Below are 16,488 nucleotides of genomic sequence, written 5' to 3'. Positions count from 1 at the left end.
CGCAGCAACAAGCATTACTTGTCGAAGTTTTTCATTTTCTTGATTTCGCCGGTGCGGCGATGTGGTCATCATCTTTGCAAATATGAGGGTGATCGATGTCGAGGGCACTTGTAACAGGAGCAACAAGGGGGGCGGGCCGTGCGGTGGCGGCGGCACTTGCCTGTGCCGGCTATGAAACTTGCGCCCTTGGGCGCGACAGGCTGGTTCTGGAAGAGCTTCGCAGCGATTTCGGCGTGCTTCCCATGGCGATCGATCTGACCGATCGTGAAGCGGTGCGGGTGATCGTCGAGGGTATGAAACCCGATATCGTCGTGCACGCCGCATTGCGGTGGCCCACCGAAAAGGCTTTTGAGAAGCTTCAGGAAGCCGACATAGACATGGCTCTCGAAGTGAACCTCTCCGCAATGTTTCACCTGACGCGGTTGGTCCTGCCGGCGATGAAGGAGCAGGGGCTTGGCGCTCTGTTTGTGGTTTCGCCTCACTCCGGCGAAAGCCCGTCGATCCTGGAGCGAAGCGTAGCCGGCGCGAATGATGCATTTGTGGACGCCCTTCAAGGCGAACTGGCCGACGTCGGCATTACTGCCCAGTCGATCATTTGCGAAAAACCTCCGTTTCATTCGCTGGTCGCCTCTATTCTCGAACATCTGGAAACCGTCGGTCTGGCGCCTTTACGCTACAAAGCCGACGCTCACAATCATCAGGGAACGCGCAATGTTACGTAATGGTGGGCAGCTTTTGGTCGAATGCCTGTTGGCGCTCGGTGTGCGCAAAGGCTTCGGAGTGCCGGGAGAGAGTTATCTTGCCGTGCTGGACGCATTGCATGATACGGTCGGCAGGCTCGACTATGTCGTGTGTCGCAATGAAGGGGGCGCCTCTTTCATGGCTGCCGCCTATGGCAAGCTGACCGGGCAGCCCGGCATCTGCTTCGTCACCCGTGGCCCGGGCGCCACCAATGCCTCGATCGGCGTTCACACCGCCATGCAGGATTCCTCGCCGATGATCCTGTTCGTCGGCCAGGTCGGCACCGACATGAAGGGCAGGGAAGCCTTTCAGGAAGTGGACTACAAGGCCACGTTTGGAACGGTGGCGAAATGGGCCGTCGAGATCGATCAGGTCGAGCGCATTCCCGAAATCGTCGCCCGCGCCTGGACGATGGCAGTTACCGGCCGTCCCGGCCCGGTTGTCATCGCCCTGCCGGAAGACATGCTGACGTCAATGACGGAAAAGGCGCCGCTTTCCGGCCCGGCCGAAATCATCGAGGCCGCGCCTTCGGAATTTGCCATGCAGCGCCTTGCGACGCTGCTGTCGCAGGCCAGGCGTCCCGTCATTCTTTATGGTGGCTGTAACTGGAAGGAAGGTTCGGCCAAGCGCCTTCAGGCTTTTGCGGAAGCATCCGATATCCCGGTCGTTTCTGTGTTTCGCTATCAGGACCAGTATGACAACGCTTCCGTCACTTTCTGCGGCGAAGCCGGAGTGGGTATGGTTGCATCGGTGAAGGAACTGCTGCGCGATGCGGATGTGATCCTCGCGATCAATAACCGCTTCGGTGAAAACTCCACCGATGGTTATACGCTGTTCGACGTCCCGCAGCCGCGTCAGCGCATCATCCACGTGCACGGTTCCGATCTGGAGATCGGCAAGATCTACCAGCCTGAACTCGGTATCCACGCCGGCCCGAATGCCTTTGCCGAAGCGCTCTCGGCGCTCGAACCGGTCAAGGGGCCATGGGCCGAGTGGCGAAAGAAGGGCCGCGCTGCTTACGAGGCAGGGTTTCACCTCAAGGGTCTGCCGTCGCCGGTCGATATGGGCAAAGTCACCGCTTATCTCAACGAGGTCTTGCCGGAAGACGTCATCCTGACGAATGGCGCGGGCAACTTCACCGTCTGGCCGAACAAGTTCTTCAGGTTCGGCCAGAGGGCCCGGCTTCTCGCCCCGCAATCCGGTGCGATGGGCTATGGCGTACCGGCAGCCATTGCCGCCAAGGTTGCCTTCCCGGAGCGCACAGTCGTCTGCTTTGCCGGTGACGGCGATTTCCAGATGAACTGCCAGGAGCTTGCAACGGCCCTGCAACACGGAGCACAGCCGATCATCCTTCTGCTGAACAACGGCATATACGGCACGATCCGCGCCCATCAGGAGCGCCATTATCCGGCCCGCGTCTCGGGAACCGAAATGGTCAATCCGGATTTTGTCGCTCTTGCCAAAGCATATGGTTTCCATGCCGAGCGGGTGACGGCGACGGCTGACTTCGCAGAAGCTTTCGAGCGTGCGCTTTCCTCCAGAACCGGTGCGCTTCTCGATCTTGATATCTCGCCGGAAGCTTTGACACCGAGACAGACCCTTTCCGAAATGCGCCAGGCCGCGCTTGCCAAGAAGGAAAACGCATGACCATCGGAAACGACATCCGCCTCGGCGCAGATATCGGCGGTACGTTCACCGATATCGCTCTCGACGTGCGGGGAACGCTGTATTCGACCAAGGTTCTGACCAATTATGCAGCGCCCGAACAGGCCATTCTGGACGGTATCGACATCGTCATCCGCGATGCTGGTATCGCCATTTCGCAGATCGAGCTGATCATTCACGGTACAACGCTTGCCACCAACGCGTTGATCGAGCGTCGTGGCGCGCGCACCGCGCTGGTGACGACCGAGGGTTTTCGCGACGTTATCGAGATGCGTACGGAGAACCGCTTCGAGCAATATGATCTCGATCTCGTTCTGCCCAAACCGCTGATTCCACGGGAAGACCGGTTCCCGGTCAAGGGCCGCATCTCGGCGCAGGGTACGGAACTTCAGTCGCTGGACGAGCAGGCGCTGGAGGAAATCGCCAGACGGATCGCCGCGGAAGATTTCGGCGCCGTCGCCATCGGCTTCATTCATTCCTACATGAACCCGGACCATGAACGCCGCGCCCGCGAAATTCTCGCCCGAACACTCGATCTGCCGATCTCGATCTCCAGCGAGGTCTCGCCGCAGATGCGCGAGTTCGAACGGTTCAATACTGTTTGTGCAAACGCCTATGTGCGCCCGCAAATGGCCGACTATCTCAATCGTCTCCAGGTCCGCCTTAAGGAAATGGGCGCCTCCTGCCCGGTCTTCATGATCCATTCCGGCGGCGGCCTCGTCTCGGTAGAGACGGCGGCCGAATTTCCCGTGCGCCTGGTCGAATCCGGTCCGGCCGGCGGTGCGATTTTCGCAGCGGATGTGGCGCGCCGCTTCGATCTTCAGCGGGTGGTCTCCTACGACATGGGCGGGACGACGGCAAAGATCTGCCTCATCGAGGATTTCCAGCCGCAGACCGCCCGGACGTTTGAGGTCGCGCGCACCTACCGATTCTGCAAGGGATCAGGCATGCCGATCTCCATCCCGGTCATTGAAATGATCGAGATCGGCGCTGGCGGCGGCTCGATCGCCTGGGTCGATGCCATGGGACGCATTCAGGCGGGGCCTGAATCGGCCGCGTCCGAGCCGGGTCCCGCCTGTTACCAGCGCGGGGGCGAGCGGCCGGCAATCACGGATGCCGACCTTGTTCTCGGCAAGCTCGATCCCGACAATTTCGCCGGCGGCAAGATCAAGCTGTCAACCGCGAAGGCGTCCGCCGCGATAGCCCGCGACGTCGGCGACAAGCTCAGGCTCGATCCGCTTTCGGCTGCTTTCGGTATCGTTGAGGTGGTGGATGAGAATATGGCCAATGCCGCCCGCGTCCATGCGGTTGAAAACGGCAAGAACATCTCGGAAAACACCATGATCGCCTTTGGCGGTGCCGCACCCCTGCACGCCGCGCGGCTCTGCGAAAAGCTCGGCGTCGACCGCTGCCTCATCCCGCAGGGCGCCGGTGTCGGGTCGGCGATCGGCTTCCTGAAGGCTCCCTTCGGTTATGAGGCGGTCGGTTCGCAAATCATGGGCCTGGCGGCCTTCGATACCGCCCGGCTCAACACGCTGCTGGACGACCTCAAGGAGACCGCCGAGGGTTTCGTGCGCGCAGGCACAGCTGGCAAGATCAGCCGCGAGGTGGTGGCGTTCATGCGCTATCGCGGCCAGGGTTGGGAAATTCCGGTCAGCCTGCCGGATCGTCATTTCCAGGCTTCCGACCGCGCCATGATCGAGAAGAATTTCAGGGCGCGCTATGCCCAGTTCTTCGGCCGGGCAGTGGAGGGGCCCGAAATCGAATTCGTCACATTCTCCGTCAAGGCGCAGGATGTGCGCCCCGGTAGTGAGCGCCATGCGCTGATCTCCGCCGGCAGCTCGATTGACACCCCCGTCACGCGCGATGTGTTCGATCCAGCCGCGGGAGCACCCCTTAAAACAGCTATCGTGGAACGCTCGACGATCAGGGTCGGCGAGCGTGTTACCGGTCCGGCGGTTATCGTCGAGCGTGAAACCTCGACCATCGTCACCTCGCCGTTTGACGCCATCGTCCAGAGCGACGGCACCATCCTTCTGATCCGAAAGGAACTGTAATCCATGAGCCAGCTTGACGAAATCCGCATGCAGGTGATGTGGAACCGGCTGATCTCCGTCGTCGAAGAACAGGCGATGACGCTGCTGCGCACCGCTTTTTCGACCTCGGTGCGCGAGGCAGGCGACCTTTCCGCCGGTGTCTACAACGCAAAGGGTGAAATGCTGGCGCAGGCCGTGACCGGCACGCCGGGCCATGTCAACACGATGGCCGAGGCCGTGCTGCACTTCATCGCGGAAATTCCGCGCGACGAGATGTATCCGGGTGACACCTACGTCACCAACGATCCCTGGAAGGGCACCGGCCATCTTCACGATATCACCATGGTTTCTCCTTCTTTCAAGGGAGAAGAACTGATCGGCTTCTTCGCCTGCACGGCGCATGTCGTCGATGTCGGCGGTCGTGGTTTTGGCGCCGATGGCAAGTCGGTTTATGAGGAAGGTATCCAGATCCCGATCATGAAGTTCGCCGAGCGCGGCGAGGTGAACAGGGATCTGCTGAAGATACTGCGCCTCAATGTTCGCGAGCCGAACCAGGTCATTGGCGACTTCTTCTCGCTAGCGGCCTGTAATGACGTCGGCCATCGTCGCCTGATCGAAATGCTGGACGAGATCGGCCTTCCCAATCTCGAAACGCTTGGCGCTTTCATCCTCGCGCGCACGCACACAGCGATCATGGAGCGGATTGCCGCCCTGCCGAAAGGCGCATGGAAAAACGAGCTTCTGACTGACGGTTACGACGAGCCGATCAATCTGGCTGCCGAGGTAACGATCAGCAACACGTCGGTCGATGTCGATTTTTCCGGCACGGACGCGATGAGCCGGTGGGGCATCAATGTGCCGCTGATCTATACGAAGGCCTATGCCTGCTACGCGCTGAAATGCGTCGTCGCCCCCGACATTCCCAACAATGCGGCTTCGCTTGCCGTCTTCAATGTTTCCTCTCCGATCAATATTCTCAACGCCGAGCGCCCGGCTCCGGTTTCTGTTCGGCACGTGATCGGACACATGGTGCCAGACCTTGTGCTTGGCGCGCTTGCAAAGGCGCTGCCGGGAAAAATCCTCGCCGAAGGCGCCGCAGCGCTATGGAACATCCATATTTCCGCCCGGCCGGTTGCCGGTGCACAGGGACGGCGCGCCGAGGTGCTGATGTTCAATTCGGGTGGCATGGGCGCGCGGCCGGGCCTTGATGGACTGTCTGCAACGGCCTTCCCCTCCGGTGTCCATACGATGCCGATCGAGGCGACGGAACATACCGGACCGATTGTCGTCTGGCGCAAGGAATTGCGTCCGGATTCCGCCGGCGACGGCGAATATCGCGGCGGTCTCGGTCAGATCATCGAGATCGCGCCGGCCGATGGCCATGAGTTCGACTTCTCCGCCATGTTCGACCGCATCGGGACACCGGCGGCGGGTCGCGATGGCGGCGAACCGGGAAAGCCCGGCAAGGCCATGCTGGATGACGGAACATTGCTGCGGCCGAAAGGATGGCAGCATGTGCCCTCCGGACGCAGGCTGGTCCTGCATTTGCCGGGCGGGGGCGGTTTTGGCGATCCGGAAAAGCGCAGCGAAGCGGCGAAGGTCGAAGATGTCCGCAAGGGTTATGTGACGGAGACGAAATGATGACGAGGATTGCAGACCGTCTTGCGGCGGTAAAACCTTCGGCCTCGATGGCCGTGTCACAGGCAGCCAAGGATCTGGCCGCCACCGGGGTCGATGTCATCGATCTTGGTCTCGGCGAACCCGATTTTTCCGCCCCGGCGCATGTGACCGAGGCGGCATTCAAGGCGGCCCGTGAAAACCGGATGCTCTATACGGCCGCACCCGGCACGCCGGAGCTGCGCCGCGCCATCGTTGCCAAGTTCAAACGCGAGAACGGACTTGATTTTGCCCTCGACGAGATCGCCGTTGCCAACGGCGCCAAGCAGATCATCTTCAATGCTCTGATGGCGACCGTCAACGAGGGCGACGAGGTCATTCTTCCCGCTCCCTATTTCGTCTCCTATCCGGAAATGGCGAAGCTCTTCGGCGGCGTGCCGGTGACACCGGCTTGCGGCGCCGAAGACGGCTTTCGCCTGACGCCCGAGGTGCTGGAAGCAGCAATCACACCGAAGACGAAATGGCTGTTTCTCAACCTGCCGGGCAATCCGTCCGGCGCAGTGTACAGCGAGGAGCAGCTTCAGGCGCTCGGCGTCGTTCTCGCCCGCCATCCGCAAGTTCTCGTCATGTCCGATGAGATTTACGAACACATCATTTTCGATGGCCGCAGTTTCGTCAGCTTCGGCAAGGCCTGCCCGGACCTGCGCGACCGCAGCCTGATCGTCAACGGCGTTTCCAAGGCCTATGCGATGACCGGCTGGCGTGTCGGTTATGCCGCTGGTCCGAAGGACCTCATCAAGGCGATGTCGACAGTGCAGAGCCAGTCCTGCACATCGGTTGCGGCGGTGGCGCAGATCGCGGCGCAAGCTGCGCTCGAAGGACCCCAGGAAGAGGTCAGCCGCTTCCGTGAGGCGTTCGAGCGCCGCCGGGACCTCGTCGTGCGCGGAATTTCCGCCATCGAAGGCCTGACGCTCGATCCGCCGGAAGGCGCGTTCTACGCCTATATCGGTTGCGCGGCGCTTATGGGTGCGAAGACGCCGGAAGGCGCCACGATCGCCAATGACAGCGACTTTGCGACCTATCTTCTTCGCGAGGCTCATGTCGCGGCCGTACCGGGTGCGGCCTACGGCCTGTCGCCCTTCTTCCGTATTTCCACCGCGACATCTGAAGTCATCCTCCAGGATGCTATCGCCCGCATTGCCGCCGCCGTTTCCAGACTGCAAAGCTAAGACAGGACCTCAAGGATCCCATGACAAAACCCTTCAAGACCATCCTGATCACCGGTGCGGCCGGACGGCTCGGCACCGAGTTACGCAAGGGGCTTGCGCATCTTGCAGACACGCTGCGCCTTGCTGATCGCATTGCGGTAGAAAACGTCCGCGCCAACGAGGAAGCGCTGACATTCGAACTTTCGGATGCAGCTGCCGTGATGAAGGCTGCCGAGGGTGTCGACGCCATCGTTCATTTTGGCGGCGCGCCGCTTGAGACGGGCTGGGCGACCATTCTCGATTCCAACATTCAGGGCAGTTACAATATCTACGAAGCCGCCCGGCAGAATGGCGTGAAGCGCGTCGTCTATGCCTCTTCGGTTCACGCCATCGGCTATCACGAGCTGGAAGCGCATATCGATGTCGACGCGCCGGTGCGCCCCGACAGCCTTTACGGCGTATCGAAATGCTTCGTGGAGGCACTAAGCCGGTTCTACTGGGACAAGTTCGGCATCGAATCCGCCTGCCTGCGCATATTCTCGTCGTTCCCGGAGCCTGCGGACCGTCGCATGCTTTGGTCGTGGCTTTCGTTCGGTGATTGCGTGCGCCTCGTCGAAGCCAGCCTGACGGCTCCGCGGATTGGACATACAATCAGCTTCGGCATCTCCGATAATAAAGTTAAGCCCGTGGACAATTCTCTGAGCGGCCACATCGGTTTTCAGCCGGAGGATAATTCCGAGCGATTTCGCGCCGATGTCGAGGGACGGACGGCGCCGAATGACCCCAAGGCGCCCGCCACACGTTATCTCGGCGGCTGGTTCGTCGATCTCGGACATCCTGACGATGAGGTCTCCAAATGAAAGACGCCTATGACGTGGTGATCGTCGGCGGAGCGGTCATCGGCTCCGCTGTAGCCTATTATCTCGCCGCCAATCCGGACTTCAAAGGCTCCATTCTGGTCGTGGAGCGGGATCCAACCTATCTGACTGCATCGACATCGCTGTCGTCGTCATCGATCCGCACGCAGTTCTCCAATCCGATCAACGTCAGGATCAGCCAGTACGGGTCCGAGGTGATCCGCAATTTCGGCGAGATGATGCAGGTCGGAGATGACAAGCCCGATCTCGGCTTCCATTCCGGCGGCTATCTCTTCCTTGCCAGTACGCCGGAGCAGGTGGAGATTCTGCGGGAAAATCACTTAGCGCAAAAGGCATGTGGCGCCGATGTCGTTCTCTGGAACAGGGATGAACTCGGTGAAGCCTTCCCGCACCTCAATGTCGTCGACATCGAACTTGCGTCCTACGGCCGGTCCGGCGAAGGCTGGTTCAACAATACCGGTCTGATGTACGGCTTCAAGAACAAGGCCCGCTCGTTGGGTGCCGAATATGTCACCGGCGAGGTGGTTGGGATCGGTCGTGAAGGCGATACCGTAACACAGATAACGTTGAAATCCGGCGCCGTGGTCAAGGCTGGTACAATCGTCAACGCATCGGGCCCGCGTGCCGCTTTGACCGCCAGAATGGCCGGTCTTCATATTCCGGTTGAACCCCGCAAGCGCACGCTTTTCGTCTTCGATTGTGCGAAAACGCCGGAAGGCACTGCTGCAGTCAACCAGGGTCGGTTGCCGCTGATGATCGACCCGAGCGGTGTCTTCTGCCGTCCCGAGGGTCGTTTTTTCCTGTCCGGCTGCCCACCCATTGAAGACCCGGCAGCGGACTGGGACGATTTCGAACCGCGCTACGAAGAGTTTGAAGAAATCATCTGGCCGGCCCTTGCCGAACGGTCAGCCGCTTTCGAGGCGATCAAGGTCGTGAACCAGTGGGCCGGTCATTACGACTTCAATACGCTGGACCACAATCTGGTCGTTGGCCGTCATCCACAGGTTCGCAACTTCATCTTCGCCAACGGCTTTTCCGGGCATGGCCTGCAGCAGGGATCGGCGACAGGGCGCGGCGTTTCCGAACTGATCGTTTATGGCGAATACCGGACACTGGACCTGACGGAAGTCGGCTTTGAACGCATTGTCGAAAATCGACCTTTCCTTGAAAAGGCGGTGATCTAATATAAAGCGCTTATCCGATGCACACAGCTCGGATAAGCGTCGGAAATCTCGTTTCGCAGCGGAGGTGAAATTGGCCGGGCAGCATATGCGACTTCCCCCTTTGAATGCGCTACGCGCCTTCTGGGCCGTCATGCGGCAGGGAAGCTTTCGTAGTGCTGCCGATGAATTGCTGGTCACCCCGCAGGCCGTGAGCCAGCAGATCAAGTTGCTGGAGGACATTCTCCATGTGCCGCTCTTCGAGCGCAAGGCGCGGGTGATAGAACCCACGGAACAGGCCATCGTGCTGTCCCATTTCATCGAGGCGGGTTTCGATGAATTCACCGAAGGCATTCGCCGCGTCACCAATTCCACTTATCGAAACCGTATCAATATCAATGTCAGCCCCTATTTCGCGACCCGCTATCTCATGGAGAGACTGGAACGATTCCGCGAATTGATGCCCGGCGCGGATATTCGCATGACAACCATGGTCAGCATCCGCGATTTCGCCGCTGACGAGGTGGACGTTTGTATCCAGTGGGGCTTCGGGGCCTGGAAGGATTACGATTGCCAGCTGCTGGTGCGTGATCCGAAGATCATTTGCTGCGCTCCCGAACTCGCTGAGCGGATTCGGGAGCCGAAAGACCTTACGGCGTTCACACTTTTACATCCCGTTATGGCCAGAAACCTGTGGGGCAAGGTGCTGAGACACCTGGGGCTGGAGCCGGCGGAAATCGCCGGCGAAATCGAGTTTCAGGATGCTGCCACCATGCGCCGGGGAACGGTGTCGGGTCTCGGCGTCGGGCTTGTGTCGAGACTTGATGCCCTGTCCGACATCAAGGCGGGCAGGCTGGCCGCTCCCCTGGGAATCGACCGGCTGGACGACATGGAGGAGCGAGATGTGCCCGGGTTCTATCTCGTTGTGCCGCGAGCCCACAAGCGGGTCAAAATCATCTCGACGTTCTGCGAGTGGATTTGTGCGGAGGATTGGTCCTCCAGACGTGAATTCGACTGATTTTTCCGCCCTCCGAAAACCGGAACGCACAAATGCGCCGACGCTTCTCTTGACGCGGCGATGCAAGATTTTGTCGCCTTGCTGCGTCAGCAGGGAGAGAAAGTAAATCTTGTCTATCGCTGTTGTTTCTTGGTTTGGTCAGGACCGCAAGTAATGCAGTCTTTCTTCTGGCCGGATGGACGGAGAACGACAGAAATCCCTCTCAAACGCGCCCTCGATTAAGCTCCTTTTCCCTGGTTGTCGCGACAGGCCCCGGGGATGGCTATCGCAACAAAAAGAGAGAGCAATTCTCCGGGCAGCTAACGGTCATTGGGCCAAACCAGAGGGATTTAAAAAATGAATTCTATTTCGAAGCTTCTTGCGGGCGCTGCTTTCGCGTCGGTTCTTGTCGTCTCCAGCGGATATGCTGCAGACACGATCAAGATCGGCGTTGCTGGCCCGATGACAGGTGCCAACGCCACTTTTGGTGAGCAGGTGTGGACCGGTGTTTCTGCCTATATCAAAAACGTCAACGAGGCCGGCGGCATCGATGGGAAGAAGGTGGAGCTGGTCAAGGGCGATGACGCCTGCGAGCCCAAACAGGCGGTCGCGGTCGCCAATCGTTTTGTCGACCAGGACAAGGTGCAGGCGCTCGTCGGCCACTTCTGCTCGTCCAGCACCATTCCCGCATCGGAAATTTACAACGACGCCGGTATCCTCATGGTTACCCCGTCCTCGACCAACCCGATCGTCACCGATCGCGACCTCGAGACTGTGTTCCGTACCTGCGGTCGTGACGACCAGCAGGCCGTGGTTGCCGGCTCGTTCATCCTCGACACGCTGAAGATCGACAAGATCGCTCTTATCCATGACAAGGATACCTACGGTCAGGGCCTCGTGGATGCGTTGAAGAAGACGCTCGCCGATCGCAAGGTCGAGCCGGTTCTTTATGAAGGCCTGACGCGCGGTGAACGCGACTTCAACGCGCTCGTCACCAAGATCAAGAGCTCGGGCGCAAAAGCCGTCTATTTTGGCGGCCTCATTCCTGAAGCCGGCCCGCTCATCCGCCAGATTCACGAACAGGGACTGGACGTTGCCTTCGTCAGCGGCGATGCGCTTGCCCAGGCCGAAATCGTGACCGCAGCCGGCGGCGCGCAGAACCTCAAGGGTGTCTATTATTCGTCGGCGGCAGATCCAAAGGAAGATCCGGCATCCGCGGATGCGCTTGCGGACCTCAAAAAGCAGAACATCGCGCCCGATAACTACACCTTGTTCGGTTATGCCAGCGCCCAGACCATCGTGGCGGCTATTCAGGGCACCAAGGATGGCAAGATCGAGGATCAGGTGAAATGGCTGCACGCCAACACGGTCAAGTCCGCGGTCGGTAATCTCGGCTGGAACGACAAGGGCGACGTGAAGGACTTCAAGTTCGTCTTCTACTCTTTCGACGACAAGGGCGCTCCGGTTCGCAACTAAACGATCCTGTTACCGGGGCCGGTCGGCATGGCCGAGTCGGCCCCGCCTGCGCAGGCAAAAACAATCAAAAAAGGGGTTCGCCATGGATTTTTACATCTTGGCGCAGCAGCTGATCAACGGGATCACGCTGGGCACCATCTATGGTCTCATCGCCGTGGGCTATACCATGGTCTATGGCGTCATTCGCATGATCAACTTTGCCCATGGCGACGTTTACATGGTCTCTGCTTACGTCGCGGCGATCGTGCTTGCCGTCATCAGCTTTTTCGGCATCCAGTCAGTGCCCTTCGCGCTGATATCTATTCTCGTCATCACCTGTTTCGTCACGGCGGTCTACGGCTGGGCGATCGAGCGCGTTGCATACCGGCCTTTGCGCGGTTCGACCAAACTTGCGCCGCTGATCTCGGCCATCGGCATTTCGCTGATGCTCCAAAGCTATGTTCAAATCGCCCAGGGAGCCCGTGACCAGGGCGTTCCGATCCTGATACAGGGCGCCTTCCGCTTCGGTGGCGAGGAGCACTTTGCGCAGATTACCTATATGCAGACCATCATCCTGGTCGCATCGCTGGTCGCCATGGGTATCCTGACCTATGTGATCAATCATACGCGCATCGGACGGCAGTGCCGCGCGACCCAGCAGAACCGCCAGATTTCCGCGGTGCTTGGCGTCGATACCGATCGCATCATCTCCACCGTTTTTGTCATCGGCGCATCGACTGCGGCAGTCGGGGGCACTCTGGTGACGTTCAACTACGGCTCCTTCAATTTCTTCATCGGCTTCGTGATGGGTATCAAGGCCTTTACCGCCGCCGTGCTCGGTGGGATCGGTTCGCTCCCCGGCGCGGTGCTGGGCGGTGTTCTCCTTGGGCTGACCGAAGCGCTTTTCGCTGGTTACGTCAGCACCGACTACAAGGATGTTTTCGCCTTCGGTCTGCTGATCGTCCTTCTCTTCTTCCGCCCCTATGGCCTGCTCGGGCGGCCTGAAATCCAGAAGGTGTGAGGAGGCCATGATGAACACGCATGAAAACCCTCTGCTGAAACTTGGCAAGGAGGCTCTGCTGACCTTCTGTGTCTCGCTCGTGCTGGTCGGGCCGATTTCCGGCCTGGTGCTCGACGGCTTCACCTTCCGCAACGAACTTGTTCACGCGGTTCTGATCGCAGCCATCATTACCATCGGCAGGGTCGTGCTGTCAGTCGCTTCAATGACGCCGGCCGGCCGGCGTATCTCGGCGATATTGAGCCGCAGCGGCGGTGGCGTGACGGTGCGATCGGGGCAGGAGCGTTCGCCTGCTCTGCTCCTTGCGATCCTGTTTCTCGCCGGTCTCGCATTGCCTTTCGTCGCCGACAAATATTTTTTAGGTATTGCCATCCTCGCCCTGATCTACTGCCTGCTGGGTCTCGGCCTCAATATCGTCGTTGGCCTTGCCGGTCTGCTGGATCTCGGTTTCGTTGCCTTTTATGCGGTCGGCGCCTATCTTCTGGCGCTCGGTTCGCAATATCTGGGTCTCGGCTTCTGGAGCGCGCTGATGATTGCTCCGTTCCTGGCCGGCCTCTGCGGCATGATCCTCGCCTTTCCGGTTCTCAAGATGCATGGCGACTACCTTGCCATCGTCACGCTTGGTTTCGGTGAAATCATTCGTCTTGTACTCAATAACTGGCTGGCCTTCACTGGCGGTCCGAACGGCGCACCGGTGCCGCCACCGACCCTGTTCGGCCTCGAATTCACCCGCACGGCGCGCCAGGGTGGAACCCCCTTCCACGAGGCGTTCGGCATTCCCTACAATGCCGACTACAAGTTCTGGTTCATCTATCTGGTGCTGTTCCTCGTCGTCTGCGCGGTGATCTATGCGGTGCAGCGTTTGCGTGTCATGCCGCTCGGCCGCATGTGGGAAGCCCTGCGCGAAGACGAGATCGCCTGCCGCTCGCTCGGCGTCAATCACGTCTTCATCAAGCTTTCCGCCTTCATGCTGGGTGCTTCGACCGGCGGCCTCGCCGGTGTGTTCTTCGCCGTCCATCAGGGCTTCGTGAACCCGACATCCTTCACCTTTTTCGAATCCGCGCTGATCCTCGCCATTGTCGTGCTCGGCGGTCTGGGGTCGACGGTCGGAGTGGTGCTGGCGGCTCTCGTCCTGACCATTCTTCCCGAACTCCTGCGCGATTTCGCCGAGTATCGTGTCTTCGTTTTTGGCGTGCTGATGGTGGTGATGATGATCTGGAAACCGCGCGGCCTCGTCCGTGTCACCCGGCCGGCCTTCTTCCCGTCCAAGTCTGCCGAACGGGCGTCGTCTCCTGTTGTTGGCGCCAATGCGGAGGCAAGCCGATGACCGCACCGCTCCTTGAAGTTTGCAATGTGACGATGCGTTTCGGCGGCATCGTCGCCAACCGCAACGTCAATTTTTCCGTCCAAAAAGGCGCAATCACCGCGTTGATCGGCCCCAACGGGGCCGGTAAGACCACGATGTTCAACTGCATCACCGGTTTTTATCGTGCGAGCGAAGGCAATATCCTTCTGCATGGCGAGAACGGTGCGCAGGATATCGGCGAACTGATCGCCCGGCCGATTACCGGCGGCTCGCATCTGGCGACCCGTGCCGGCATCGCCCGCACCTTCCAGAACATCCGACTGTTCCGCGAGATGTCGGTGGTGGAAAACCTTCTCGTGGCTCAGCACCGGCAGACCGCCAACAATCTGTTGAGCGGTGTCTTCTCGACACCTGCCTATCGCCGCGCCGAACGCGAGGCGGTCGACCGCGCCTATTATTGGCTGGAGCGCATGCATCTTGCCGAGGATGCCAACCGGCTTGCCGGTGAACTGCCCTATGGCCGCCAGCGACGGCTGGAAATTGCCCGTGCCATGTGCACCTCGCCAAAACTGATCTGCCTCGACGAGCCGGCTGCCGGCCTCAATCCGGCGGAAACCAGAGAATTGTCCGAGGTTCTGCAGATATTGCGGGCCGACCATGACCTGACGGTGCTGGTCATCGAGCACGACATGGGGCTGGTGATGCGAATTTCGAACCATATCGTCGTGCTCGACCACGGCGAAGTCATATCCAACGGCACGCCTGACCATGTGGCGAATGATCCGGCCGTGATTGCCGCCTATCTCGGCGTCAGCGAAGAAGAGGTCCAGTGATGCAGCAAACCCCGCTTCTCGAATTTGTTGGCGTGCATACCCACTACGGGCCGGTCGAGGCCCTGAAATCCGTCGATGTGTATATCCATTCCGGCGAGATCGTCAGCCTGATCGGTGCAAATGGGGCCGGCAAGACGACGCTTCTGTCGACCATCTTCGGATCGCCGCGGGCAACTGGTGGCCGTATTCTTCATCGCGGAGAGGATATCTCGCGATTGTCGACCCACCGGATCGCCAGACGCGGCATCGCATTGGTGCCGGAAGGCCGGCAGATCTATCAGGACATGTCGGTCGAGGAGAACATGATGATGGGGACGACGCCAATCGGGATGGAGCATTTCAACGAAGACAGGGCGACGATGTTCGACCTGTTCCCGCGGTTGAAGGAGCGCCGCAATCAGATGGCTGGCACCATGTCGGGCGGCGAACAGCAGATGCTGGCGATTGCGCGCGCCATGATGGCGCGGCCCGAACTGATCCTGTTCGACGAGCCCTCGCTTGGCCTTGCGCCGCTCGTCGTCAAGCGCGTGTTCGAAGTTTTGTCCGAGATCGCCAGCATGGGCAAAACCATCTTTCTGGTCGAACAGAACGCCAATCATGCGCTGAAACTGTCGCAACGGGCTTATGTGATGGTCAACGGACGGATCCATCTGTCTGGAGAAAGTGCAGCGCTTCTCGACAATGAAGACGTCCGCAAGGCCTATCTCGGCCTGCACTGAGCAGGCTCCGCGAGCAGGCTCTGCCATGCTGCATGCTTCAGTTGATACCGACCGAAATTTTCCCACCCACGCCTGAGGAAAGCCGCCGATGAAGATCCTTGTCCCTGTCAAACGAGTCGTCGATTACAACGTTAAGATCCGCGTAAAATCGGATGGTTCAGGCGTTGAGCTTGCGAATGTGAAGATGTCGATGAACCCGTTCGACGAAATCTCGGTGGAAGAGGCGCTGCGCCTGAAGGAAGCCGGCAAGGCCGAAGAGGTTGTGGTCGTCTCCATCGGCCCGGCCAAGGCGGAAGAAACGCTGCGCACCGCGCTCGCCATGGGCGCCGACCGCGCCATCCTGATCGAGACCGACGAGACGGTCGAGCCGCTCGCCGTCGCCAAGCTTCTGAAGGGCGTTGCCGAGGCTGAGCAGCCCGGCCTCGTCATCGTCGGCAAGCAGGCGATCGATGACGATTCGAACCAGACGGGCCAGATGCTGGCAGCATTGCTCGGCTGGGGCCAGGGCACCTTCGCCTCCAAGGTCGTACCGTCCGACGGCAAGGTCGCAGTCACCCGTGAAGTCGATGGCGGTCTGCAGACCGTTGAGCTGAAGCTTCCCGCCGTCGTCACCACCGATCTTCGTCTCAATGAGCCGCGTTATGCGTCGCTGCCGAACATCATGAAGGCGAAGAAGAAGCCGCTCGACAAAAAGGCGCCGGCCGATTTCGGCGTCGATGTTTCGCCGCGCCTGAAGGTGCTGAAGACCGAAGAGCCGGCAGGCCGCAAGGCCGGCATCAAGGTCGGCTCGGTTGCCGAGCTGGTCGAAAAGCTCAAAGCCGACGGCGTCCTCTAAGGTTTCGGAAAAGGGAGATA

14 protein-coding genes are annotated in these 16,488 nt (G+C 59.9%); all 14 read left to right on the top strand.

What is annotated here, in order from left to right:
• Window positions 1–95 precede the first annotated feature (95 nt).
• On the top strand, window positions 96–722 hold the full coding sequence (locus I3J13_RS18685) for an SDR family NAD(P)-dependent oxidoreductase (RefSeq protein ID WP_080853775.1): 627 nt from the start codon (window positions 96–98) through the stop codon (window positions 720–722).
• Window positions 712–2,388 carry a thiamine pyrophosphate-binding protein gene (locus I3J13_RS18680; RefSeq protein WP_196379743.1) on the top strand — a complete coding sequence of 559 codons (1,677 nt, stop codon included), beginning with the start codon at window positions 712–714 and terminating at the stop codon, window positions 2,386–2,388. The genes I3J13_RS18685 and I3J13_RS18680 overlap by 11 nt, the downstream gene beginning before the upstream one ends.
• Window positions 2,385–4,463 carry a hydantoinase/oxoprolinase family protein gene (locus tag I3J13_RS18675; RefSeq protein WP_196379742.1) on the top strand — a complete coding sequence of 693 codons (2,079 nt, stop codon included), beginning with the start codon at window positions 2,385–2,387 and terminating at the stop codon, window positions 4,461–4,463. Before I3J13_RS18680 ends, I3J13_RS18675 begins: the two co-directional genes overlap by 4 nt.
• 3 nt (window positions 4,464–4,466) lie before the next feature.
• Window positions 4,467–6,083 carry a hydantoinase B/oxoprolinase family protein gene (locus I3J13_RS18670; protein ID WP_196379741.1) on the top strand — a complete coding sequence of 539 codons (1,617 nt, stop codon included), beginning with the start codon at window positions 4,467–4,469 and terminating at the stop codon, window positions 6,081–6,083.
• Window positions 6,083–7,288, top strand: a complete 1,206-nt coding sequence (locus I3J13_RS18665; RefSeq protein WP_196379740.1) for a pyridoxal phosphate-dependent aminotransferase — start codon at window positions 6,083–6,085, stop codon at window positions 7,286–7,288. The genes I3J13_RS18670 and I3J13_RS18665 overlap by 1 nt, the downstream gene beginning before the upstream one ends.
• 20 nt (window positions 7,289–7,308) lie before the next feature.
• Complete coding sequence (locus I3J13_RS18660) at window positions 7,309–8,127, top strand: NAD-dependent epimerase/dehydratase family protein (RefSeq protein WP_059757528.1); 819 nt, start codon at window positions 7,309–7,311, stop codon at window positions 8,125–8,127.
• On the top strand, window positions 8,124–9,329 hold the full coding sequence (locus I3J13_RS18655; protein WP_196379739.1) for an NAD(P)/FAD-dependent oxidoreductase: 1,206 nt from the start codon (window positions 8,124–8,126) through the stop codon (window positions 9,327–9,329). Before I3J13_RS18660 ends, I3J13_RS18655 begins: the two co-directional genes overlap by 4 nt.
• A 64-nt stretch (window positions 9,330–9,393) precedes the next feature.
• Window positions 9,394–10,323 (top strand): LysR substrate-binding domain-containing protein, encoded by a 930-nt coding sequence (locus I3J13_RS18650; RefSeq protein WP_338081646.1) that lies wholly within the window; start codon window positions 9,394–9,396, stop codon window positions 10,321–10,323.
• A gap of 336 nt (window positions 10,324–10,659) precedes the next feature.
• A complete protein-coding gene (locus I3J13_RS18645) occupies window positions 10,660–11,778 on the top strand; it encodes an ABC transporter substrate-binding protein (protein WP_080853769.1) in 1,119 nt (372 codons plus the stop codon).
• Between the two features lie 82 nt (window positions 11,779–11,860).
• Window positions 11,861–12,778, top strand: a complete 918-nt coding sequence (locus tag I3J13_RS18640; RefSeq protein ID WP_020812704.1) for an ABC transporter permease subunit — start codon at window positions 11,861–11,863, stop codon at window positions 12,776–12,778.
• A 7-nt stretch (window positions 12,779–12,785) separates the two neighbouring features.
• Window positions 12,786–14,102, top strand: coding sequence for a high-affinity branched-chain amino acid ABC transporter permease LivM (gene livM, locus I3J13_RS18635; RefSeq protein WP_196379738.1), 1,317 nt, complete (start codon window positions 12,786–12,788; stop codon window positions 14,100–14,102).
• The gene (locus I3J13_RS18630; RefSeq protein ID WP_196379737.1) at window positions 14,099–14,914 is read left to right on the top strand and encodes an ABC transporter ATP-binding protein; all 816 of its coding nucleotides are present in this window, start codon (window positions 14,099–14,101) and stop codon (window positions 14,912–14,914) included. The genes livM and I3J13_RS18630 overlap by 4 nt, the downstream gene beginning before the upstream one ends.
• Entirely contained in the window at window positions 14,914–15,633 is a 720-nt protein-coding gene (locus tag I3J13_RS18625; protein ID WP_196379814.1) for an ABC transporter ATP-binding protein, read from the top strand. Before I3J13_RS18630 ends, I3J13_RS18625 begins: the two co-directional genes overlap by 1 nt.
• 88 nt (window positions 15,634–15,721) lie before the next feature.
• Window positions 15,722–16,468, top strand: coding sequence for an electron transfer flavoprotein subunit beta/FixA family protein (locus tag I3J13_RS18620; protein WP_003520827.1), 747 nt, complete (start codon window positions 15,722–15,724; stop codon window positions 16,466–16,468).
• The last annotated feature ends 20 nt before the right edge of the window (window positions 16,469–16,488 follow it).

The organism is Agrobacterium leguminum (assembly GCF_015704895.1).
GTDB classification, from domain to species: domain Bacteria; phylum Pseudomonadota; class Alphaproteobacteria; order Rhizobiales; family Rhizobiaceae; genus Agrobacterium; species Agrobacterium leguminum.
The sequence above is the reverse complement of the archived record's forward strand: the minus strand, read 5'-3'. Positions and strand labels throughout refer to the sequence as shown.